Genomic DNA, 22,194 nt, shown 5'->3' on the forward strand with positions numbered 1-22,194 from the left:
CTAGACCGCGCTCATGCGAGCGACGCTCATTCTCTGGCTGATGAAGGCCGTAGCTTTCGTCACGATGCTGACTGGGATGCCGGCGGCGCAAGCATCGGGCTATGGCGCGGGTCAGGTCGGGCGTCCCCTGGCGGTCTGTACCCTTGCCGCGCAGCCGGGTGACCAAGCCAGCCAGTTGATGCGTCAGCCCGACCGGTTCGATTGCACCACCCAGCAACGCGACCTCGGGCCCGGCACCTTTTGGGCGATTTCGGCGCCGATCGGTCAACGATCGAGCGTCGAGACCCCGTTGACCTTGCGCATGAGCAGCCTGTGGCAGGACGGCGTCGATCTCTACGTTCTGTATGCCGACGGCCATGTCGCCGTAATGCGCGACCGCCACACCACTTATTCACGACGCATCCAGCTAGGCGCGATCGTCGAATACCCCCTGCCCCCGCGCGCCGCGCCGGTCGAGCGGCTGCTGTGGCATGTCGAGGGAGCGGCCAATCTACGCGGCATCGTCGTCGGCGCCCGGATCGCCACAGCCCAGCAAAGTGCGCGATCGAACCTGGCGATGGCAGCGATCTACGCGGGGTTTGCCGGTCTCGCCATCGCGCTCATGATCTACAATCTCGCGCTATGGGCCTCGCTGCGATATCCGTTTCAGCTCGCCTATTGCGTGATGATGCTGATGCTCATCTGCTATGCAGCGACTTCATCAGGTGCGCTGGCTTGGGCGTTTCCAGGCATCGACAACCATCTCAGGCTGCGGCTCAACTATCTGCTGCTGACCTATGCCTGCGCTGCGGCGCTGCTGTTTGCGCGCGCATTTTTCGAGGAACATGTATTTGGTCGGCGATTGCGGCTGGCGATTCAGCTCACCGTCGCTGCGCTGGTAACCGTCGGCACCGCGTTCGTGCTGATCGCGCCGTCCGGCGTGCGCTATGCCGATCCGGTCTTCAGCAGCGTGTTCCTTGGCGTGCTGATTACGGTCAGCGCGACGCTGTGGCGAGCATGGCGGTCGCGTTCCAATTATCTCTGGATATTCGCCATCGCTTGGGCGCTGCCGATCTTTGCCGCCAGCGTTCGCGTCTTTGCCAATCTCGGTTGGATCGAATGGCATTTCTGGGTCGATAATTCGACGATCCTCGCAATGGGCACCGAGGCGCTGATATCCTCCATCGCCATCGCCTACCGGATCCGGCTGCTCAGCCGCGAGCGGGACGAGGCGATCGCGGCCGAGACTGTGGCGCGCCGGCTTGCCGACACCGATCCGCTTACCGGACTGCTCAATCGTCGGGCCTTCCTTGCCGCAGCGATCGGTCGGCAAGGCCCGCAGACGCTGCTGCTCCTCGACCTCGACCATTTCAAGCAGGTCAACGATACGCTTGGTCATGATGGCGGAGACGAGGTGCTGCGCGTCGTCGCACGCAGCCTGCGTAATCTTGCCCCGCGCGGCGCGCTGGTGGCGCGTGTCGGCGGTGAGGAATTCGCCATGATCTGCGGGATCGGCGCGTCGCTCGATCCGAATGCCCTGCTCGTCCGCCTGCGCGCCACGCGCATGCCCTTTGACCTGCGCGTCACTGCGAGCGTCGGCACCGCTACTGGTCCGTTGCTCGACGAACCGGACTGGAAGGCGCTTTACCGCGCGGCAGATGCGGCGCTGTTTGCGGCAAAGGCGGCAGGCCGCGACCGCGTCCGTGCCGCGCCGATCGCCGCCTGATCGCGCTTTATCGCAGTTCAGTTGCGGTTCAGCGAGTGGAAGCGTAATGAGTTTTGCATCGGGAGGCGTTGATGAGCAGCTTGCAAAGGCGCAGGGTGATGTTGGGATGCGGCGCGATTGCGCTGGCTGGAGCGCTCGCCGTCTCCGACCCGATCGCCGATATCCGTCTGACGCATGATACCGCGCCCAGCACGATCAGCAGGTTCGAGGCGAAAATCGACCTTGGCCTGGTCGCCTTTTCATTCCTGCACAGCTGGAAGCGCGTCCTGCGCTGATTGACAGCTGGAGGCGCTTGCTTACACTCGTGTAAATGAGCAATCCTGAGCAGGCCTGGCGCACCGCCTATCGTCACCCCGGCCCGTGGGACCAGCATCTGCCGCCACTGTCGATGGCGGCAGCGTTCGACGAATCCGCCAAGCGGATGGGCCCTGCCCCGCTGCTCGACTTTTTGGGTCGGCATTACAGCTATGCCGAGACACTGGACGGCGCGAACCGCGTGGCGTGCGGACTGGCTGCGCTCGGCTACGGCCCTGGCGACCGTATTGGGCTGTTCCTGCCCAACGTCCCGCACTATGTCGCTGCCTATTACGGCATCCTCAAGCTCGGCGCGACCGTGGTCAATTTCTCGCCGCTCTATTCGGTCGAGGAACTGCGCGCGCAAGTCGAGGATTCGGGCACGCGGCTGCTGTTCACGCTCAGCGCTACCGCGTTGTTGCCAACAGCGCTCAAGGTGCTTGAGGCAAGCAGTCTGGAACGGCTTGTCGTCGGGTCCGTCGCCGGCGCGCTGCCGGCGGCCAAGTCGCTGCTCTACCGTATGTTCAAGGGCAGGGAGGTTGCGGAAAGGCCGAAGGATCCGCGTATCCTTGCCTTCTCGCAACTGATCGCGAACGACGGCACCTGCACCACGCCGCATATCGACCCCGAAAAGCATCTCGCGCTGATCCAATATACCGGCGGCACGACCGGTGTGCCGAAGGGCGCGATGCTGACGCATCAGAACCTGAGCGCGAATGCGCGACAGGTCGCGCGGCTCGACCCCGATGTCGGCACCACGCATGACAAGGTGCTGGGCGTACTCCCTTTCTTCCATGTCTTTGCCAACACCTGCGTGCTGAACCGCACCGTCATCACGGGCGGCGAGATCGTGATGCTGCCGCGGTTCGACGGGGCACAGGCGCTGGATGCGATCAACCGCACGCGGCCGCAGGCGCTGCCGGGCGTGCCGACCATGTTCCAGGCGCTGCTCGATCATCCCAAGATGGCCAAGACGGACTGGTCCAGCGTCAAATACTGCATCTCCGGCGGGGCGCCGCTACCCGCCGAGCTAAAGGCGCGGTTCGAGGCTGCAACCGGCGCGCGGCTGCTTGAAGGCTATGGCCTGTCCGAAAGCTCGGGCGTGGTCTCTGCCAACCCCTATCAGGCCGAGGGCAAGGCGGGCACAATCGGCCAGCCGATCATCGCCACCCGCGTGCGGTTGGTGGACAAGGAAGACCCGCGCCAGCCTGCAGCGGACGGCGAGCCGGGCGAGATCGTGCTTGCCGGCCCGCAGATCATGCAGGGTTATTGGGACCGTCCCGAGACCGACGACAGCACCTTCTGCATCGACGCTGCGGGCGGGCGCTGGCTGCGCACGGGCGATGTCGGCCAGATCGACGAAGACGGCTTCATCCGCATCGTCGATCGCCTGAAGGACATGATCGCGGTTGGCGGGTTCAAGGTATTTCCCAAGCATATCGAGGACGTGCTGTACCGCCACCCGGCGGTGAAGGAGACGCTGGTCGTCGGCATGCCGGACCCCTATCGCGGCGAAGTCCCGCGCGCCTATGTCGCGCTGAACGAGGATGCCGAGCCGATCACGGGCGAGGCGCTGCACACGTGGCTGAACCCGCAACTGGGCAAGCACGAGCGGGTGGACGCGGTCGTGATCCGTGACAAGCTGCCCAAGACGATGATCGGCAAGCTTAGCCGTAAGGATTTGCTGCTGGAGATCGCGGCGCAGGGTTAGTCCGCCAGCATTACCGCCTTCAGGTTCATGAACTCGTGGAGCCCCCAAGGGCCGAGTTCGCGGCCATGGCCCGAGCGCTTGACGCCGCCGAACGGCGCTTCGGGAGTGGAAGCCAGCATCTGGTTCACTGCGATCATGCCGGCGTCGATATCGCGGACGAACCGTTCGATCTCGGCCTGATCCTGCGACCACACGCTCGACCCCAGCCCGAATGGAACATTGTTCGCTAGATCGATCGCCGCATCGATGCCTTCCGCGCGGAACACCATCGCAACGGGGCCGAAAATCTCTTCCTGTGCAAAGTCAGCATCGGGATCGACACCGGTCAGCACGCCTGCCGTCATCCATGCGCCATCGCGCTCGATCTTCTCGCCGCCGATCAATGTTGCGCCGTCCGCCTGCGCCCGCTCAAGCTGCTCAAGCACCGTATCGCGCTGCTCGACGCTCGACAGCGGTCCCAGTTCCACCCCATCCACCATCGGATCGCCGATCTTCACCGCGGCCATCGCGCGGGTAAACTGATCGAGGAACGCGTCATACACGTCGGTATGCACGATCATCCGCTTGGCGCAGATGCAGCTTTGCCCGGCATTCTGTACGCGCGCCTTGACCGCCGTCTTTACCGCCGCGTCGAGGTCGGCGGATGGCATGACGATGAACGGATCGGAGCCGCCCAGTTCGAGCACCACTTTCTTCAGCGCCTTGCCCGCCGCCTGTGCGACCTGTGCGCCCGCCCCTTCGCTGCCGGTCAGGGTTACCGCCGCCACGCGCTTGTCGCCGATGATCCTCGCCACCTTGTCCGATTTGATCGGCAGATTCTGGAACAGACCATCGGGCGCACCCGCCGCTTGCACCATTTGCTGGATCAGCGCGGCGCAGCCTTGCGTAAGCGAGGCGTGTTTGAGCAGCCCGACATTGCCGGCCAGGATCGTGGGAGCGAGCCAGCGCACCACCTGCCAATAGGGGAAGTTCCACGGCATGATGGCCAGGATCGGCCCGAGCGGCTGCCATTGGGCGGTCGCGCGGCCGCTCGATGTCGCCACCTCTACGGGCGCAAGGAACGCCGGCCCATGTTCGGCATAATAGCGGAAACCGGCCGCGCACTTCTCGACTTCGGCGACGGCAGAGGCGAGCGTCTTGCCCATCTCGCGGACCGCGGTCTCCGCCAGATGCTGCTTGTCACCCTCGAACCGGTCGGCAATGCCGTGCAACAGTTCGATCCGCGTGTCGATCGGGCTAACGCGCCAGCTGCGGAACGCCATCGCCGCGCGTTTGATCGCTGCCTCGACACCCTCCTCGTCGAGCGGCTCGAACGTTTGGCCGGATTGGCCAGTGGCCGGATTGATGCTCGTGAACATGGTTTTCTCCGCTCCGCGCAACGATGCCCGGCGGAAGTACGGGCGCGCCATGCGGGGAATAGCGGGAGGTTGAATTGGTTCCACCCGCAGCGCATAGCGCGGCTATGACCGATCAGTCCGATTCAACAGCCCTCTCGTTCGAAGACGCGCTCAGGCAACTCGAGCAGATTGTCGGTCGGCTGGAGAGCGGCGACGTGCCGCTCGACCAGGCGATCAGCCTGTACGAGCAGGGCGATTCGTTGCGCAAGCTGTGCCAGGCGCGGCTTGATGCGGCACAGGCGCGGATCGAGCAGGTTCGCACCGATGCCAGCGGAAACGTCACCGGCACCACGCCGTTCGCTGCGGCATGAGTCACGCGGTGGCCGACGCTTCGCTCAACCTGAAAACCGCACTGCGCGACGTCGCGGTCGAGGTCGACCGCCAGTTCGACCTGCTGCTGCAAGTCCCCGCTGACCCGCGCGCGCGCCTTTATGAAGCGATGCGACATGCCGCCATTGGCGGCGGCAAGCGGCTGCGGCCGCTGCTGACCTTTGCCACGGCGCAGCTGTTCGGCGTCGATCGCCTGTGCACCGCGCGCGCGGCGACGGCGATCGAATGCATTCATGTCTATTCGCTGATCCACGACGATCTGCCCGCGATGGACGACGACGATCTGCGCCGCGGCAAGCCGACGGTGCACAAGGCGTTCGATGAAGCGACCGCGATCCTGGCAGGCGATTGCCTGCATGCGCTGGCGTTCGAGCTGCTGGCCGATTCGGCGACTCACGCCGACCCCTTTGTACGCGCGGAGTTGATTGCCGACCTCGCCCGTGCCGCCGGTCCGGCCGGCATGGCCGGTGGGCAGATGATGGATCTGGCAGCGGAAGGATCGAGCTTCGACCTCGCTACCGTCACCCGCCTTCAAGCGCTCAAGACCGGCGCGCTGATCGCCTGTTCGGTCGAGGCGGGCGCAATCCTTGGCCGTGTTCCGGTCGAGGGTCGGACCGGGCTGCGGGGTTATGCTCGCCACATCGGCTTAGCCTTCCAGATTGCCGACGACATCCTCGACGTCGAAGGTGACGAGGCGGCCGTCGGCAAGCAGCTGCGCAAGGACCAGGCAGCAGGCAAGGAAACCTTCCTCACGCTGCTCGGCCTCGACCGGGCGCGCGAACAGGCGCGGTTGCTGGTCGATCAGGCGATCGACCACCTGCGCCAGTTCGGGTCCGAAGCCGACCTGCTGCGCGACATCGCTCGGTACACGCTCGAGCGGGATCGCTGAACCTTTTCACGGGGGGCAAACGCATGACTATCCGCACCGGCGTCTATCCCGGCACTTTCGATCCGATCACGCTCGGCCATATGGATATCATCCGGCGCGGCGCAAAGCTGGTCGACCGGCTCGTCATCGGCGTGACCACCAATCCGTCGAAGAACCCGATGTTCAGCGTCGACGAGCGCATGGCGATGGTCGAGCGCGAGGTCGCGGGGATCGAAGGCGAGATCCAGGTCGTGAGCTTCGATTCGCTGCTGATGGACTTTGCCGAACGCCAGGGCGCGAGCATGATCGTGCGCGGCCTGCGGGCCGTGGCGGACTTCGAATACGAGTATCAGATGGCCGGCATGAACCAGCAATTGAACAGCCGCATCGAAACCGTCTTCCTTATGGCGGACGTCTCGCTCCAGCCGATTGCCAGCCGGCTCGTCAAGGAAATCGCCATCTATGGCGGCGAGATTCGCAAGTTCGTCAGCGCCGCCGTGCGCGACGAGGTGGCGGCGCGGATCGAAGTGATCGGGCGCAAGGGCAGCTGAACCCCGCGCTGCGGCGTCGGCAGTGCCAGATCGAGCGACGCCGCATTTTTGCCACCCGCCGCATTCATTTTGCGGCAATGAGCGAATTGCTCTAAGCGGCTGCTTGCTTCCTTCCGGTGGGGACCTTGATGCGTTTTGTTGCCTTTATGCTCGCGCTTGCGGGATCGCTGTTCGCGCTGCCAGCCAGCGCCCAGATCGTGCCCGGCCCGGCCGGCCGTGCGACGCCGCCCGCAACGACGGACAAGGCCAATCTGTGGCTGCTCGATCTGTCGACGGGCGGCCGCGTCACCATTTGGCTGCGCCCCGATGTTGCGCCCAAGGCAGTCGAGCGGATCAAGGAACTGACGCGCCGCAAATTCTATGACGGGCTGCTGTTCCATCGGGTGATCGAAGGCTTCATGGCGCAGGGCGGAGATCCCAAGGGCGACGGGACGGGCGGTTCGGACCTTCCCGATCTGCAAAAGGAGTTCAACTATCTGCCGCACGTGCGCGGCGCGGTCTCGTCGGCACGCGCGCAAAGCGAGGACAGCGCCAACAGCCAGTTCTTCATCATGTTCGCGCCCCGGCTTCAACTGGACCAGAAATATACCGTCTTCGGGCGGGTGATCGACGGCATGGCCTATGTCGATGCCATCCCGCGCGGCGAGCCACCTGCCAACCCGGCCCGCATCCTCCGCGCCTATATCGCCGAGGATAATCCGCCCCCCTATACGCCGGCACCGGCGGCCGCCCCTGCCCCCGCTCTGGACGCACCGGCTGCACTGCCGCCAGGCCCGGGCAAGCCTGCGGCGCCTGCCAAGAAGCCGGCGCCGGCGAAGAAGTAAGGAGCGGCCCCGCACGATCGGGCCGAGCAGCGATGAACGTCGATCTGTTCGATTTCGAACTGCCGCCGGAGCGCATCGCCCTGCGGCCGGCCTCGCCGCGCGACGCCGCGCGCCTGCTGCTGCTGGACGGCGAACGGACCGAGGATCGGATTGTCCGTGACCTGCCCACGCTGTTGAGGGCCGGCGACTTGCTGGTCTTCAACGATACGCGCGTCATCCCCGCTCAGCTCGAGGGCAGGCGCGGCGCGCGTGAGGGGAGCGAGGATGCCGGGTCCGGGGCGAAGATCGGCGCGACGCTGCACAAGCGTGAGGGCCCGCGCGACTGGATCGCCTTCATCCGCAATGCCAAGCGGCTGCGCGTGAGCGACGTGATCGACTTCGGCAACGATGTCAGGGCTGTCGCCGAAGCGCGCCATGCGGACGGCAGCTTCACGCTGCATTTTCCAGGCGACGAGCCAGTCGAACTGCTGCTGCAACGGGCCGGCCACATGCCGCTCCCGCCCTATATTGCGGCCAAGCGCCCGACCGACGCGCGCGATGCCGATGATTACCAGACGATGTTCGCGAACGAGCCGGGTGCAGTCGCGGCACCGACCGCCGCGCTGCACTTCACGCCCGAACTGATCGCGGCGCTGGATGCCGCCGGCATCGGTCACACCACCCTGACCCTTCATGTCGGCGCGGGTACCTTCCTGCCGGTCAAGGCAGAAGATACCGACGACCATCGCATGCACGCCGAATGGGGGCGAATCGATGCCGACACCGCGGACCGGCTGAACGCCGTTCGGGCCGGCGGCGGACGCGTGATCGCAGTCGGCACGACCAGCCTGCGCCTGATCGAGAGTGCGGCAGGAGAAGATGGGCTCGTTCGGCCGTTCGAAGGCGACACGTCGATCTTCATCACGCCTGGCTACCGCTTCCGCGGGATCGACGGGCTCATCAGCAATTTCCACCTGCCGCGCTCGACCTTGTTCATGCTGGTATCGGCGCTGATGGGGCTGGAGCGGATGCAGGCGGCTTACGCCCATGCGATCGCGAGTGACTACCGTTTCTACTCGTATGGCGACGCTTCGCTGCTACTGCCGTAAGTGCGCCAATTCTATCGGCCGCGGCTGATATGGTCGACGACGTAGCGGCTGAGGCGCTGGCTGAAATGCACCCCGGCGCCGCGTTCGTCGCTCCAGCGCACGGTTCCGCGGATCGGCGCAAGACCGGAGAAGTGGATCCATAGCGGATCCCCCTCGGCAAAGCCCATGCTCTTGAGATTGCACCCGGCGCAGGAGAGGTCGGTGACCTCCACTCGCTTTCCGGACGAGAATTTGACGCCGCGCACCTGAGCATGGATCGCAACCGGCGCGCGCATTTCGTTGCGCCGCTCGGCCCACGACGGCACGACGTTCGTCACCATCGTGCGCTTCCGTGGCCACCGTGCCGGGCAGCACAGCTCAAGCCTCGCATATCGCGATCTCCTCGTTCCCGGGATTGTAGACTTTCGACAAATCGCGATCGTCGCGCACGGCCAGCGCTGCGCTTTCGCGGACGGTTTCCTGCGGCGCGAAGGTCTTCGAGATTGCCGGGGTATAGGTATAGGCCACTTCCACGAACATCACCGGCACCTTGTCCGTCGCCACGACCAGCTCGCCCGGTCGCCCCATGCCCTTGAAGGCGTTGCCGTTCTTGCCATCGCCCTCTTTGCCGTAGGAGGAAGGATAGTTGGCCGCACCGAAGCAGCGCTGCCAATGGATCCACTGGCCACCACCTGAATTGGTCTCCAGGCTGGACAGGATGATCGTGCCGTTTCGCTCGACGTCCAGGGCTGCGCTTTGCAGCTTTGCACCGAGCAGAAGATCGTTGATCTGCGTCTCGGTGATCGGCACGCTCGTCATCACGCTCTCGACGCCGATGCGGCTGGCGTTGTCGGCGACCTGTAGCGCAAGCTGACTGACGCGTTGCCGTACGATCAGGTAGTTGGCGAGTTCGATGCCGTAGAGCACGAGCACGAGCAACACGGGAACGCATAGCGCGAATTCGACGATCGCGACGGCCCGCCTGTCGTGAAGCAGCCCCGAGCCCGGACGGCGCAGCGGCGAACGGATCACGGGCAATTCCGCTGCGGCGCCGCAGCCTGTTCGGTCGAGGGCTGATTGCGGAGCAGCGTGCTCGAGGTCAGCTGCACTTCCTTCCCGAACGGAAACAACGGCCCCACGATCATGCGATCATACTTCACCGTCGCCTCGAACAGCACGACGTCCTTCGCCCCCTCTGGCCCCTTGTTGGACGCGTCCTTGTCCCACGACCCGCTGTTGTTGGCATCGACATAGGGTTCGTTATTGTCGCAGATGCCGTTGCCGTTGGTGTCGACATATTCCTCGGGCCGTCCAACGTTGCGATAGTCGTGATACGCCTTTGTCACGAAGGTGATGGTCGGCTTGGCCACCAGCGTCTTGACCGCGTTCGTGACACCGGCCTGAAGCGCGATCCGCGCGTCGACATTGGCGGAGCCTTCGAGCGCGAGATCGCGCCCCGCCTTCTGCATCTGGCCGGTCAGCACCGATTGCACGTACATCGTGTGACCGATCTCAAGCCCACCGCAGATGATCAGGAACAGGACTGGGCTGAGGATCGCGAACTCGATCGTGCTGACGCCACGCGCATCCCGCCGAAAAGCGCGCCGAGGCATCAGTGCGTCACCCGCAGTTGCGAGATCCGCGCGGCGATCTCGGCAAAGGTCTGGCTGAGCTGAACCGAGTCGTTCGCCTGATAGGCGCGGTTCGGTGAGGCGCAGTCCCGCAGCATCTGCGTCAACGTGGTCCCGAAGGCGATCACCCATACGGTGATGTTCTTCTGCTCCTTGGCAACCTTGCAAAGTTGCAGCAGCCGGGTTTCGACGATCGCGTCCTGCGCGCTACTGGTCGGCAGCGCGGCCGAGCTGGTGCGGCGCCGGTCGAGCGCGGACAGGCCATAGGCGTCGTAATCCGAGATATTCGTTTCCGTGTCGCCGTCGGTCATGAAGATGAGGTGCCGGCTGATCGAGCCGCCATTTGGCGCGGTCGCATTTTCGGACGCGAACAGCCCCTGCGCCGACATCAGCCGCAGCCCCCACAGGAAGCCGACGTCATGATAGGTGAGCCCGGCCGGGTTCAAATTGTTGAGATAGGCATTGATGCTGTAATTGGTCAGTTCGGCCAGCTTCATCGCAGGCGACGGACAGGCTGCGCGATCGTTCGGATAGGACGACAGGTTGATGTAGTTGCTCGTCGTCCGCACGGTCGCCGTGTTCCACCCGGTCGGGTTGGTATAGTTGCCGACCGCGCGCGCATAGACCAAAGCGGGAATGGCCGGCCGCCATTGCGTGCGCGGGTCCCCCGGGTTGGGCACCAGGTCGACATCGAGATCATAGGCAGGCTGGCTGTCATTGGGCGAACTGGTCTGACGCTCTTCGATGCAGGCGCCAGTCGTGCCAGGCCAGCTGATCGTCCGGTTCGCATGGTTGTTGCCGATCTGCGCGACAAAGCTGCCGCCGCTCACCAGCCCGGTCGCCAGCGAGCCTTTCAGGCCCGCGACATTGTAGGCAACCGGCTTGTAATACCAGAAATAGTTCTTGTTGATCCCCGTCTGACCCGCATTTGGGTTCGGTTTCTCCGTCGCCACGCGACTCTGCTTGTAATTCGTATATCGAGTCTCGGTCAGCGTGCAGACGCCATTCGACAGGGCGGCGGAATAGTTACTGCCATTGATCGTCTGAGTTTGAGTCCAAGTCTTCCACAGATCGCCGTTCGGTTGTGTCGTCTCGACGGGGGTCGTGTTCTCGGTCGTCGTCTTGGACGTATTGCCCGGCGCGACACAACTTTCGGACGGCAATGTGCTCTTGAGCGTCTCGACCATACCCGATAGCTTCGTCCACCCGGTATAGGTTGTGGTCCTCGCGCCCTGCGCGCCGGACGCCGTCTCCGTATATTCGCCCTTCTCCCGCGACTGATAGGTCCAGCTGTCGACCATCCAGTCGCGCTTCAGCAGCATCCCCACGTTGACGGTCGAGGAATAGGGCACGAAGCCATAGCGCACGCGCACGCCGCCCATCTTCGCCTTGTCCAGCGTGGAATAGAAATCCACCACGGCCTTGCGCAGCACCTTGATCCGCGGCTGGCTGTCGCCGGGATTGGTTTCGCCCATCGATAGCGTGGTATCGAGGACGAACATGATGTCGCTGTTCGGCAGCTGCAGCTGCGCTTCGCATTGCACCTGAATGTCCACGGCCGGCTGCCTGAACGCGGACATGACGGTCATCGGCACCGTCGCATTGGCGGTCGCGCGAACGATCATGTCGTTGCTGACCTTATACTGGATGGTCGAGTTGCGACTGCCGTAACGTCCCGCATTGAAGTTCGCGATGAAGAAGCGATTCGCCGCAGCTTCGGATTCCTTGTCGAAATCCGATCCCGTCATCGATCGCCGGCCAGCCAGAACGGCGGCGTCGCAGGCCTGCTGCAAGCGCGACTTGACGAGATATTCGCGGCTGACGTCCATTGCGCCGCCAACCATTGCCATCAATGGAAACAGCGCGAACGCGAACAGCATGAGTGTGTTGCCCCGACGGTCGGGCGCCAGCTGCTTCAACAGTGCGATCATACGGCCAGTCATGGAAGTCCCCCATGAAGCTGGATGCCATACATTGCTTAACCAACCGCTAAGGCGGCACTTTGCTGCCTAATCCCAAATCATCTTCGTGATCGTTTCGGCCGGATACCGAATTTTTACGCCAAATGACCTATGACGCCGGCTTCAGGAGAGCGAGATGACACGCCGATCCGTCCAAGTTTTACTTATCAGTGCTGCCGCCATGTTCGCCATCGGATGCACCGCGGCGTCGGAAATCGCCCGTAGCCAGATGGTTCAGGCGCTCGCCCACGGCGACCATCCCGCAGCATTGCACCTCAGCCTGTTGCGAAGCCGCTTTGCCGTGTTGGCGATCGTGGCGATCTCCGCCGGTGCCGGCGTCATTGCCACGCTGCTTTATGTGAAGCTGATCGGCACGATCGGTCGGGCGGCAAAAGCCGCGACGCGAGCGTCGGTTCCTGGCTCGCAGTCCGTCGCTGCCGGCTAGCAGGCGGCCGGCCTAAGCCCGTCGTGCCGGATTGTCCGGCCATCGTGCCATGTCCCTGCCGTAAATTGCGGGCTATCACCGGGGCATAGCCGCATCATTCCGGGAAGCCCATGTATCACTTCATCCTGCTCGCTTCGCTGCTGGCTGCCGCGCCTGTCGCCCAGGATGTCGTGCCGGCGGGCCTCCCGGTGAAGCAGCCCCAGCCCGGTGCAGAGCCGATCCCGCTGATGATCGCCGAACCGGTCGCGATGGCAATCGCGGCGTTCGATGCAAATGGCGATGCCAGCGTCACGCGCGCAGAGTTCGACGACGGCGTTGCCCGCAGCTTTGCATCGATCGCGAAGGATGAGCCGACGATCGGCTATATCGCCTTTGGTGATTGGGCTGAGCGCTGGCTGGGGAACCGCAACGCGCTGCCCAGCCCGTTTGAAGTCGACCAGGATGGTGACAACCGGATCTCGCTGGCAGAGCTGCAGGCGCGGTTCGCGTTATTCTTCGATCGTTTCGATCGCGACAAGAACGGTGCGATCGCGCGCAGCGAACTGCTGACCGTGCGGCAGACCACGCGCCCCGGCGATCGGCCGGCCGAATCCGGCGGATCGCCCCGACAACGACGGCGGCGCTGACCGGTCGCGGCGTGCGGCGGGCCTGAGCGGATGTCCTAGCATCTCATGCCGCGCAGCCGCTAAGAAAGTTGCGATGTCCGGATCGCACCGCCACGACCATGCCGCGCACGGTCATTCACATAGCCACGGCCACAGCCACGCTCCCGCCGATTTCGGCCGCGCGTTCCTGATCGCCACCACGCTGAACCTCGCCTTCGTCTTCGTGGAGGGCGCGGCGGGGCTGTGGACCGGTTCGATGGCGCTGCTTGCCGATGCCGGACACAATCTGTCCGACGTTCTTGGCCTGCTGATCGCATGGGGCGGCGCGTCGCTGGCCAAGCGCCCCGCCTCGCGCCGGTTCACCTATGGGTTGCGCAGCTCGACCATCCTCGCCGCGCTGGGCAATGCCGTGCTGTTGCTGTTCGCCGTGGGTGCGATCGCGCTGGAAGCATCGCGGCGCTTTTCCGAGCCGCCGCCAGTTCCGGGCACGACGGTGATGATCGTTGCGGGGATCGGGATCGTCATCAACACGGTCACCGCCCTGATGTTTGCCAGCGGACGCAAGGGCGACATCAACATCCGGGGCGCCTATCTCCACATGGCGGCGGACGCAGCCGTTTCGGCGGCGGTAGTCGTGGGCGGCGCGCTGATCCTGTGGACCGGACAGGCGTGGATCGACCCGGCGCTGAGCCTGATCATCGTTGCGGTGATCCTGTGGAGCACATGGGGCCTGCTGCGCGATTCGGTTACGATGGCGCTCAACGCCGTGCCGCCGGGAATCAATGCCGAGAAGGTGGAGGCGACGCTCGGCACCCTGCCGGGTGTAACGCGCGTACATGACCTGCACATCTGGCCGATGAGCACGACGGAAGTCGCGCTGACCGCACATCTGCTCATGCCCGGGGGGCACCCGGGCGACGCGTTCCTGCGCGATGCGGAGCATCGGCTGGAGCATGATTATGGCATCGGGCACGCGACGCTGCAGATCGAACTGGGCGATGACGATCCCTGTGGGCTGCACCACGGCCATTGAGGCCTGCCGCGATCAGCCGAAATGCACGGCGAGCCAGACGGTCGGCCGATCGGGATCGGTCCGCGTGACCCAATGCCGCGTACGCGCCGGGATCATCAGATGATCGCCCGGTGCCAGCGCCGCCTCCTCGCTCCCCTCAAGCCGGATCGCCGCGCTACCCGCCAGCAGCACGACCCACTCGTCATGCGGCTGCTCGAACGGCGCATCTTCCGGCGTGCTCTGGCCCGCTGAGACGATCCGTTCGACCCGGGCCTTGCCCACGCCGGCCAGCTGCGTGAACACCTCGCCCCGCTTGGCCGCCGGCAGGTTGGCGAGCATGTTCGCGACTTTCGGCTTGCGCAGCTTGGGCTTGGGCGGCGGCTTCGGCGCGGGTGCAGGCTTGGCCTTGACCTTGGGCAGTCCCTTGGCCGCCTCCGCCCAGTCGTTGCGCATCGCGCCGCGCAGGTAGGTCGCGACCTCGTCAGCGCTGGCAGTCAGCCCGCCCTCGCCGAAGCCGAACAGCTGCTTGCCCCCGGCGTCGGTCAGCCCGTACTTGCCGAAATCGCCCCCGGCCTTGCGCCGGCGCGACTTGACCAGCTTCAGCCCGCGATGCCGCGCGCTTTCCCTTAGTGCCTGGTCGTCGGGATCGGCCATCAGGCGCCGCCAATCCCCTCGACCACCTTGCCGGTGCCGCCGCATTCGGGGCAATCGGCATCATCCAGCCGCCCGGTACCGCGGCAGCGAGGGCAGACATTCTCACCCGTTCCCGGTGTGCCGGGCGCGGCATCGTCGCCGGAGTTCAGTGGGTCGCTCATCGCCGATCTCCTCTTGCTTCGCGCAACGCAGCACGGTGCCGCTTGGCTCCCTTTGCGGTAGCCTCTAAAGCGCCGCGATGCTTCCGCGTTTCGACTTCACCATCGCCGCAACCGACGGCAAGGCGCGCACCGGCGTCATCGCCATGCGCCGCGGCGAAATCCGCACCCCGGCCTTCATGCCGGTCGGCACCGCCGCGACCGTCAAGGCGATGAAGCAGCAGGACGTCCGCGCATCCGGCGCGGACATCATCCTTGGCAATACCTATCACCTGATGCTGCGCCCCGGCGCCGAGCGTGTGCATCGCTTGGGCGGATTGCATGGCTTCATGGGCTGGGACCGGCCGATCCTGACCGACAGCGGCGGCTATCAGGTAATGAGCCTGTCGGAACTGACCAAGCGCAGCGAGGACGGCATCGTCTTCAAGTCGCACCTAGACGGTTCGCGCCACCTGCTCTCGCCTGAACGATCGATGGAGATCCAGCGGCTGCTCGGCAGTAACATCGTGATGGCGTTCGACGAGCTCGTCCCGACCACCTCGACCCGAGAGGTGCAGGCCGCCGCAATGGAGCGGTCGATGCGCTGGGCAAGGCGCAGCCGCGCGGGCTTCGATGCCGGTGGCGAGCATGCCGAGCACAATGCGATCTTTGGCATCCAGCAGGGCGCGCTGGACGAAGGGCTGCGCCAGTGGAGCGCGGATGCGCTGCTCGACATCGGGTTCGACGGTTATGCCGTCGGGGGGCTTGCGGTCGGCGAAGGGCAGGAGGCGATGTTTGCCTGCCTGGACTATGCGCCCGGCCAGCTCGACGCGGCCAAGCCACGCTATCTGATGGGGGTGGGCAAGCCCGACGATATCGTCGGCGCGGTCGAGCGCGGGATCGACATGTTCGATTGCGTCCTCCCGACCCGATCCGGCCGCACCGGCCAGGCGTTTACGGCGCGCGGGCCCGTCAACATCCGCAACGCCAGACATGCCGAGGATCAGGGCCCGCTCGACCCGAGCTGTCCCTGCCCCACCTGTAGCACCTATTCGCGCGCCTATCTCCACCATTTGGTCCGCGCCGGCGAGATTCTGGGTGCGATGCTGATGACCGAGCATAATCTGTGGTTCTACCAGCAGTTGATGGCCGGTCTGCGCGGGGCCATCGCCGCGGGCCGGCTCACCGAACATGCCAATGCCTTTCGCGCGGCCTATTATGGCGGCGAAGGCTGATTGCGCGGCGGAGCGTGGAGTCTTAGGGTTGCGACACAGCCCGTGAATGCGCGCTTGTGCGCGAGGAGAGTTGCGTGACCGATCAGCCTGAAACGACCGACGAGATTGCCAACGAGATCACCGCTGCGGTCCGCGCCGCGCGCGAGACGGCCGAGCGCGCCGAAGGCAAGCCCCAGCCCGGCGAAGGCAAGAAGTGGCCGCTCAAGGAGATCGGCATCGGCATCGGTTCGGCCGCGCTGGCCGCTGCGGTCCTCTACGCCGCGCGCCGCAACAAGAACTGAACGTTCCGCGTCCTTCGGAGACCTAGATGCGCCTCACCCGTACCGCGCTGCTCCTCAGCGCTGCCCTGCTTCCGTTCGCGGCGCATGCCCAGGATGCGGCCCCCGCCCCGGCCAAGCCGATCGCCGTCGCGCCGCTCGCCTATACCGAGCGCACGCTGCCCAATGGCCTGCGGGTCTATGCCATTCGCGATACCTCGACCGCCAATGTATCGGTGCAGGTCTGGTACGATGTCGGGAGCAAGGACGATCCGGCCGGCAAGTCCGGCTTTGCGCACATGTTCGAACATCTGATGTTCAAGGGCACGCGCAACCTGGTGGACGAGCAGATGGACCGACTGACGGAAGACGTCGGCGGGTACAATAATGCGTCGACCAATTCGGACTATACCAACTATTACGAGGTGGTGCCGGCCAACCACCTCGAGCGGCTGCTGTTCGCCGAGGGCGATCGCATGGCGAGCCTGATCGTCGATCAGAAGGTGTTCGCCAGCGAACGCGACGTGGTGAAGGAAGAACTGCGCAGCCGCGTCCTGGCCTCGCCCTACGGCAAGCTGTTCTACATCTACTTCCCCAACATCTCCTATTCGGTTCATCCCTATGCCCGTCCCGGCATCGGCAGCATCGAAGATCTGGACGCAGCGACGATCGACGACATTCGCGCCTTCCACGCGACCTATTATCGGCCCGACAATGCGGTGTTGGTCGTGGCCGGCAATTTCGACCCCAAACAGCTCGACCGGTGGGTGGACCAGTATTTCGGACAGATCGCGACGCCCAAGCGCCCGATCCCGCGCGTGACGGTCGCCGAGCCGCCGCGCACCGTCGCGACGCGCAAGACGGTTTATGAAGCGAACACGCCGCTGCCCGCCGTGCTGCTCAGCTATCAGCTGCCCGCCGACAATGATGCCGACACGCCTGCGCTGATGGTGCTCGACGGGATCCTATCGGGCGGCGAGAATTCGCGGCTCTATCGCAACATCGTCTATCGCGATCAGTTGGCGGCGCAGGCCGACACGTTCCTGGACACGCGCCAGTCGACGGGTGCCTATGCGATGTACGCCATCCTGGCCGGCGGCAAGTCGGCCGAACAGGGCGAGCAGGCGATGCGCCGCGAGATCGCCGACCTGCGCGACAAGCCGGTGAGCGAGGCCGAACTTGCCGAGGCCAAGAACGAAATCCTGACCAGCGCGCTCAAGAGCCGCGAGACCGCCGAAGGCAAGGCATCGACGCTGGCCGCATCGATCATCGTCAGCCGCGACCCCAAGGCTGCCGACCAGCAGCTTGCCGCGATCGCGCGCGTCACAGCCGCCGACATTCAGCGAGTCGCACGCAAATATCTGAACGACAATCAGTCGGCGGCGCTCGTCTATTTGCCGCAGGAAGCGGGCAAGACCGGCGATACGGTAAGCATCGCCCCGACGGTAAAGGTCGCGCCGCTCGTCGCGCCCAAGGACATCGTCGTCCACACTCAGGCAAGCGCCGCCGAACGCGTGGCGATACCTGCCCCGGCTGCGCCGGTCGCGCCGACAATCCCGAGCGCGAGCGAGACGAAGCTCGCCAACGGCATGCGCGTCATCGTGGTCGAGAAGCGCGACCTCCCAATCGTCACCGCCACGGTCGTCAGCACCGCCGGCGGGTCGCGCGACCTGCCCGGCAAGGCCGGCACTGCCAGCCTGGCGGCCCAGTTGATGACCAAGGGCACCGTTACGCGCAGTGCCGAGCAGATCGCGCAGCAGATCGAGTCGCTCGGCGGGTCGATCGGTGCCGGTGCCGATTGGGATGCCGCCTTCGCGACGGTGACGGTCAAGGCCGACCAAGTGGCACCCGCGATGACGATTCTAGCCGATGTCGCGCGTAACCCGGCGTTCGCGCAGGCGGAAATCGATCGAGCACGCAAACAGTCGGTCGATGGGATCACCGTGCAGCTCAAGGACCCGGCGGCGCTGGCGGGCTATACCGCCAGCCGCACGGTGTTCGGCGATGGCCCTTATGGCAATGTTCTGGGCGGCACGCCGACCTCGCTGCCACGCATCGCGCGCGACGATGTGGTCGCCGCCTATCGCACAGGGTGGAACCCGAATTCGGCCGCATTGGTGGTTGTCGGCGATATCGCGCGCGCCGATGCCGGCGCACTTGCGCAGAAGCTGTTCGGGGACTGGAAGGCGAACGGGGTCGCAGTGCCGGCAGTGACACCTCCGGTCGCGGCAAAGCCGCGGGTGATCGTTGTCGATATGCCCGACGCCGGGCAAGCCGGTGTCGTCGTCGCGCGGCCGGGCATCGCCCGATCGAACCCGGACTTCTATGCCGCGCAAGTGGCCAATGCGACCCTGGGCGTCGGCTTCACCTCGCGCCTCAACCGCGAAATCCGCATCAAGCGCGGCCTTGCTTATGGTGCCAGCAGCGGGGTCGATACGCGGAGGCTGTCCGGCATCGTCACCGCGTCCACGCAGACGAAAAACCCGTCCGCACCGGAAGTCGTCAGCCTCATCGCGGCCGAGATGAAGCGCATGGCGAGCGAACCGGTCCCGGCGGCCGAGCTGGAGACGCGCAAGGCGGTGCTGGTCGGCAGCTTCGGCCGTCGGATCGAGCGGACCGATGGCATTGCGGGCGCGCTGGCCGATTATGTGGCAGAGGGCGTGCCGCTCGAAACGCTGCGCAGCTACATTCCAGCCATCCAGGGCGTGGACCCGGCGGCCGTGCAGGCCGCGGCCGCAAAGGTGCTGGACCCGACGGGCGCGAGCATCGTCGTGGTCGGCGATGCCAAGCAGTTCGTTGATGCGCTGCGCCAAAGCTATCCGCGGGTCGAGGTTATCCCGGCCGCATCGCTGAACCTGGACAGCGCAGCGCTGAAGTGACTGACTGGTTCCCGTCATCCCGGCGAGCGCCGGGATGACGGGATCACGTCACAGCTTGCATTAATCATCATCCGTTTCACGGCGGGACGCCGCTGAATCGGGGGCAGAAAGCCAGTCGCGATCACGCTAGACCGCCCGCCGCAACCGGGAAAATTCAGGCGTGCTGCGACGATTTACGCGAGTTCAGCTTCGGGGTATTGCGGCAGCGCTGCTGGCGTCGCTGATCGGCGCCGGCTTTTCCGCGCATGCTGGACTGTCCTCCCTTCAGGCAATCGAACAGCCTGCCGCGGCGCCGCTCGCCACCGGCTATGAGGCTGACGATCACTTCCCAGGCTCAGCCTATTATCAGCTGGCGTCGGACGATCCTGGCGAAGCGGCACCGGCCGCAGGCACGACCGGGACGGTCGCGCTGCCCAGTTCCCCGGTCCCCGAACATGCCGTGCTCGATCCCACGCTGCGCCCCGCCCCGCCCTTTCTGTTGCTTGGCACGGCGCAGGACAAGGCGCGCGCGCTCGAGTGCCTGACGACGGCGATCTATTACGAGGCGGCGAGCGAGCCCGATGACGGCCAGCGCGCTGTGGCTCAGGTCATCCTCAATCGCGTGCGACATCCGACCTTCCCGGCCACCGTCTGCGGGGTCGTCTATCAAGGGTCGGAAAAGACCGTCTGCCAATTCAGCTTCGCATGCGACGGCGCGATGGCGCGCACGCCGGGCCGCGCCCCTTGGCAACGCGCCGCCCGTGTCGCCGCCGCGGCGCTGAGCGGCGCGGTGTTCGCGCCGGTCGGTATGGCGACGCACTATCACACCTATGCCGTGACCCCTAGCTGGAACCGCTCGCTCGTGATGACCGGCGTCTTCGGCGCGCACTTCTTCCATCGCTGGAAAGGCTATTGGGGGACCGGCGCTGCGTTCACCCAGGTTTATCGCGGTGGAGAACCCTATCCCGGACCCAAGCCGCCAATGGTTGCGGCGGTGCTTCCTGTCGTGCCCGCGCTTCCGGTGCCGCCCCCGCCGGCCAGTCCAGCGGCGCGCACCGACAAAGCCGCGGTGCAGCGCGAATATGTGCAGAGTGGCGACGTGCTGCCGGCCTATGCGGCGCAATCCGAGTCGCAGATCCTGGACAAGTGGAAGGACAGCGGAAAGCCGATCCGCTGACACGAAACGGCCCCCGCCGGCTGGGCGGAGGCCGTCATCGTCCTGTCAGGCCGGATTTAGCGGCGGCGTTCCCAATCGCGGCGCTCCCAGCGGATACGCTGCGCCAGCCGGTCGAAGCGGTTGTCGAGATCGCGACGCTCCCGCACGGTGAGGCCGGGGGCCGATCGACGGTAACGATTTTCGAGCTGAACGAGCGAGCGGAACTCGGCCCGCAGATTCGCTGCCTCGCGCCGGTTGAGCTGACCCGAACGTACGCCCTGGTCGATGCGCCGCTCGAGCTGTGCCTGGCGCTGGTTGACGCCCCACCAGCCCTGCTGCGCCGAAGCGGCGGGAATGGCGGTGGCCGCGATGCCGAGGCCTGCGATCATCAGTGCGATCTTCTTCATGGCTTTACTCCTCGCTTACAAAGTTGGCGGCCGTTCGTTCGGCCTGAAAGCAACCTGGGGGCGAACTGTCGCAGCAGTTTCACGGTTCGCAGGCGGATGTGTCGCGAGGTGTCGCGAACACCCTCCCCTTGTTCATCTTCTCACCCGACTGTCGTAACTTGATAAAACACCCGAAAGACTCCATGTTACCGCCATGCTGAACCTCATCTCGCTCATTGTCGGCGTCGTGACGCTTCCGATCATGCTCGTCGGGCTCGTTCCATTGCTGGGATGGATCAACTATCTCGTCATTCCGATGGCGATCGTCGGCCTGGTGCTGGGCGTGCTGTCCAGCTCGAACACCGGGCGCAACCTCAACATCGTCGTGTTGATCATCGGCGCGGTCCGCCTGTCCCTCGGGGGTTTCATCTTCTGATGAAGAGGGGCCGGTCACCCGGCCCCTTCCCGGTCAGCGGCAGCGCACGTTGCCGCGATCGATCGAATTGCCGAGCGCCGCGCCGCCGGCTGCGCCGAGCAGCGTGCCGAGCAGGCCCGATCCGCGGCTGGACAACGCATTGCCCAGCAGGCCGCCGGCAACACCGCCGACGATGAGACCGGTCGTGCCGTCCTGGCGGCGGCAGTAATAGCGGCCGTCGCGGCCGGCGTAGATGCGATCCTGCCGAGTCAGGCGCCGCTCCTGATAATAGCGGCCATCGCGATAATACTCGTCAGCATAATAGCGACCGCCGGGGCCCGGCCGGTTCCAGTCGTAATTGCGAGCCTGTCGCCAGTCGCGGCGATCGTCGCGGTAATCGCGGCGGGCATCGCGCACCTCGCGCCGATATTCACGTTGCGCTTGCCTGACCTCCCGAGGGCTGTCGGCCTGGCGCAGGTCGCGGCGATAGTCGCGCTGCGCGTCGCGCACTTCGTCGCGATATTCCTGGCGCGGGGCCTGCTGGGCCATTGCCGGTATCGGCGCAATGGCTACCGATGCCATGACGGCCGCAAGGATGGAGTTACGCATGCTACGCTCCTGTCTCTGATAGGCCGGTAGAACGGCGGAGCGGATGGCAGGTTGCGTGAACAGCAAACTACCCTGCGTTCATCCGC

Annotated in this window: 25 protein-coding genes; 16 read left to right on the forward strand and 9 right to left on the reverse strand. The window is 65.3% G+C overall.

Annotated elements, in window-relative coordinates; genetic code table 11:
• Nucleotides 1-40 precede the first annotated feature (40 nt).
• From BFL28_RS06260 to BFL28_RS06265, 3 genes are all read left to right on the forward strand, one after another.
• On the forward strand, nucleotides 41-1,705 hold the full coding sequence (locus BFL28_RS06260) for a diguanylate cyclase (RefSeq protein ID WP_079246979.1): 1,665 nt from the start codon (nucleotides 41-43) through the stop codon (nucleotides 1,703-1,705).
• 71 nt (nucleotides 1,706-1,776) lie between these two features.
• A complete protein-coding gene (locus BFL28_RS20715; protein ID WP_131818610.1) occupies nucleotides 1,777-1,980 on the forward strand; it encodes a hypothetical protein in 204 nt (67 codons plus the stop codon).
• 35 nt (nucleotides 1,981-2,015) lie between these two features.
• Nucleotides 2,016-3,710: a long-chain-fatty-acid--CoA ligase gene (locus BFL28_RS06265; RefSeq protein WP_069319730.1), complete on the forward strand. Its 1,695-nt coding sequence runs from the start codon at nucleotides 2,016-2,018 to the stop codon at nucleotides 3,708-3,710.
• Here the strand turns inward: BFL28_RS06265 and BFL28_RS06270 are convergent.
• The gene (locus tag BFL28_RS06270; RefSeq protein ID WP_069319731.1) at nucleotides 3,707-5,068 is read right to left on the reverse strand and encodes an NAD-dependent succinate-semialdehyde dehydrogenase; all 1,362 of its coding nucleotides are present in this window, start codon (nucleotides 5,066-5,068) and stop codon (nucleotides 3,707-3,709) included. The genes BFL28_RS06265 and BFL28_RS06270 overlap by 4 nt on opposite strands.
• Nucleotides 5,069-5,172: 104 nt before the next feature.
• Between BFL28_RS06270 and BFL28_RS06275 the strand changes: the two genes are divergently transcribed.
• From BFL28_RS06275 to queA, 5 genes are all read left to right on the forward strand, one after another.
• The gene (locus BFL28_RS06275; protein ID WP_069319732.1) at nucleotides 5,173-5,418 is read left to right on the forward strand and encodes an exodeoxyribonuclease VII small subunit; all 246 of its coding nucleotides are present in this window, start codon (nucleotides 5,173-5,175) and stop codon (nucleotides 5,416-5,418) included.
• A complete protein-coding gene (locus BFL28_RS06280) occupies nucleotides 5,415-6,326 on the forward strand; it encodes a polyprenyl synthetase family protein (protein WP_069319733.1) in 912 nt (303 codons plus the stop codon). The genes BFL28_RS06275 and BFL28_RS06280 overlap by 4 nt, the downstream gene beginning before the upstream one ends.
• A gap of 23 nt (nucleotides 6,327-6,349) precedes the next feature.
• Nucleotides 6,350-6,856 (forward strand): pantetheine-phosphate adenylyltransferase, encoded by a 507-nt coding sequence (coaD, locus tag BFL28_RS06285; RefSeq protein ID WP_069319734.1) that lies wholly within the window; start codon nucleotides 6,350-6,352, stop codon nucleotides 6,854-6,856.
• Between the two features lie 128 nt (nucleotides 6,857-6,984).
• A complete protein-coding gene (locus BFL28_RS06290) occupies nucleotides 6,985-7,680 on the forward strand; it encodes a peptidylprolyl isomerase (RefSeq protein ID WP_069319839.1) in 696 nt (231 codons plus the stop codon).
• A 32-nt stretch (nucleotides 7,681-7,712) separates the two neighbouring features.
• On the forward strand, nucleotides 7,713-8,768 hold the full coding sequence (queA, locus tag BFL28_RS06295; RefSeq protein WP_069319735.1) for a tRNA preQ1(34) S-adenosylmethionine ribosyltransferase-isomerase QueA: 1,056 nt from the start codon (nucleotides 7,713-7,715) through the stop codon (nucleotides 8,766-8,768).
• A gap of 11 nt (nucleotides 8,769-8,779) precedes the next feature.
• On the opposite strand, the gene BFL28_RS06300 is transcribed toward queA, so the two are convergent.
• The 4 genes from BFL28_RS06300 to BFL28_RS06315 are packed head-to-tail and all read right to left on the reverse strand — an operon-like array spanning nucleotide 8,780 to nucleotide 12,321.
• Entirely contained in the window at nucleotides 8,780-9,088 is a 309-nt protein-coding gene (locus tag BFL28_RS06300) for a PilZ domain-containing protein (protein ID WP_069319736.1), read from the reverse strand.
• A 37-nt stretch (nucleotides 9,089-9,125) separates the two neighbouring features.
• Entirely contained in the window at nucleotides 9,126-9,779 is a 654-nt protein-coding gene (locus BFL28_RS06305; RefSeq protein WP_069319737.1) for a TadE/TadG family type IV pilus assembly protein, read from the reverse strand.
• Nucleotides 9,776-10,360 carry a TadE/TadG family type IV pilus assembly protein gene (locus tag BFL28_RS06310; RefSeq protein WP_069319738.1) on the reverse strand — a complete coding sequence of 195 codons (585 nt, stop codon included), beginning with the start codon at nucleotides 10,358-10,360 and terminating at the stop codon, nucleotides 9,776-9,778. The genes BFL28_RS06305 and BFL28_RS06310 overlap by 4 nt, the downstream gene beginning before the upstream one ends.
• A complete protein-coding gene (locus tag BFL28_RS06315; protein ID WP_069319739.1) occupies nucleotides 10,360-12,321 on the reverse strand; it encodes a pilus assembly protein in 1,962 nt (653 codons plus the stop codon). The genes BFL28_RS06310 and BFL28_RS06315 overlap by 1 nt, the downstream gene beginning before the upstream one ends.
• Before the next feature lie 199 nt (nucleotides 12,322-12,520).
• Between BFL28_RS06315 and BFL28_RS06320 the strand changes: the two genes are divergently transcribed.
• From BFL28_RS06320 to BFL28_RS06330, 3 genes are all read left to right on the forward strand, one after another.
• Entirely contained in the window at nucleotides 12,521-12,784 is a 264-nt protein-coding gene (locus BFL28_RS06320) for a hypothetical protein (RefSeq protein ID WP_069319740.1), read from the forward strand.
• A gap of 110 nt (nucleotides 12,785-12,894) precedes the next feature.
• Nucleotides 12,895-13,410, forward strand: coding sequence for an EF-hand domain-containing protein (locus BFL28_RS06325; RefSeq protein WP_069319741.1), 516 nt, complete (start codon nucleotides 12,895-12,897; stop codon nucleotides 13,408-13,410).
• Between the two features lie 73 nt (nucleotides 13,411-13,483).
• Entirely contained in the window at nucleotides 13,484-14,422 is a 939-nt protein-coding gene (locus tag BFL28_RS06330) for a cation diffusion facilitator family transporter (RefSeq protein ID WP_069319742.1), read from the forward strand.
• A gap of 12 nt (nucleotides 14,423-14,434) precedes the next feature.
• Here BFL28_RS06330 and BFL28_RS06335 read toward each other — a convergent pair whose 3' ends face one another.
• Complete coding sequence (locus BFL28_RS06335) at nucleotides 14,435-15,055, reverse strand: cupin domain-containing protein (RefSeq protein WP_241527235.1); 621 nt, start codon at nucleotides 15,053-15,055, stop codon at nucleotides 14,435-14,437.
• A complete protein-coding gene (locus BFL28_RS21075) occupies nucleotides 15,055-15,216 on the reverse strand; it encodes a hypothetical protein (protein WP_173655689.1) in 162 nt (53 codons plus the stop codon). Before BFL28_RS21075 ends, BFL28_RS06335 begins: the two co-directional genes overlap by 1 nt.
• 77 nt (nucleotides 15,217-15,293) lie before the next feature.
• On the opposite strand from BFL28_RS21075, the gene tgt reads away from it, so the two are divergent.
• The 4 genes from tgt to BFL28_RS06355 all read left to right on the forward strand — a co-directional run bounded on the left by tgt (nucleotide 15,294) and on the right by BFL28_RS06355 (nucleotide 20,719).
• Nucleotides 15,294-16,427 (forward strand): tRNA guanosine(34) transglycosylase Tgt, encoded by a 1,134-nt coding sequence (gene tgt, locus BFL28_RS06340; RefSeq protein WP_069319743.1) that lies wholly within the window; start codon nucleotides 15,294-15,296, stop codon nucleotides 16,425-16,427.
• A 74-nt stretch (nucleotides 16,428-16,501) separates the two neighbouring features.
• A complete protein-coding gene (locus BFL28_RS06345; protein ID WP_069319744.1) occupies nucleotides 16,502-16,708 on the forward strand; it encodes a hypothetical protein in 207 nt (68 codons plus the stop codon).
• 26 nt (nucleotides 16,709-16,734) lie between these two features.
• Entirely contained in the window at nucleotides 16,735-19,563 is a 2,829-nt protein-coding gene (locus BFL28_RS06350; RefSeq protein ID WP_069319745.1) for a M16 family metallopeptidase, read from the forward strand.
• A gap of 160 nt (nucleotides 19,564-19,723) precedes the next feature.
• The gene (locus tag BFL28_RS06355) at nucleotides 19,724-20,719 is read left to right on the forward strand and encodes a cell wall hydrolase (protein ID WP_069319746.1); all 996 of its coding nucleotides are present in this window, start codon (nucleotides 19,724-19,726) and stop codon (nucleotides 20,717-20,719) included.
• A 56-nt stretch (nucleotides 20,720-20,775) separates the two neighbouring features.
• Here BFL28_RS06355 and BFL28_RS06360 read toward each other — a convergent pair whose 3' ends face one another.
• Nucleotides 20,776-21,105, reverse strand: coding sequence for a hypothetical protein (locus BFL28_RS06360; protein WP_069319747.1), 330 nt, complete (start codon nucleotides 21,103-21,105; stop codon nucleotides 20,776-20,778).
• Between the two features lie 193 nt (nucleotides 21,106-21,298).
• Between BFL28_RS06360 and BFL28_RS06365 the strand changes: the two genes are divergently transcribed.
• Nucleotides 21,299-21,520 carry a hypothetical protein gene (locus tag BFL28_RS06365; RefSeq protein WP_069319748.1) on the forward strand — a complete coding sequence of 74 codons (222 nt, stop codon included), beginning with the start codon at nucleotides 21,299-21,301 and terminating at the stop codon, nucleotides 21,518-21,520.
• Between the two features lie 33 nt (nucleotides 21,521-21,553).
• Here BFL28_RS06365 and BFL28_RS06370 read toward each other — a convergent pair whose 3' ends face one another.
• Nucleotides 21,554-22,108 carry a glycine zipper 2TM domain-containing protein gene (locus BFL28_RS06370; protein ID WP_069319749.1) on the reverse strand — a complete coding sequence of 185 codons (555 nt, stop codon included), beginning with the start codon at nucleotides 22,106-22,108 and terminating at the stop codon, nucleotides 21,554-21,556.
• Nucleotides 22,109-22,194 lie beyond the last annotated feature (86 nt).

Origin of the sequence: Sphingomonas turrisvirgatae, assembly GCF_001721295.1 — a bacterium.
Classification (GTDB): domain Bacteria; phylum Pseudomonadota; class Alphaproteobacteria; order Sphingomonadales; family Sphingomonadaceae; genus Sphingomonas; species Sphingomonas turrisvirgatae.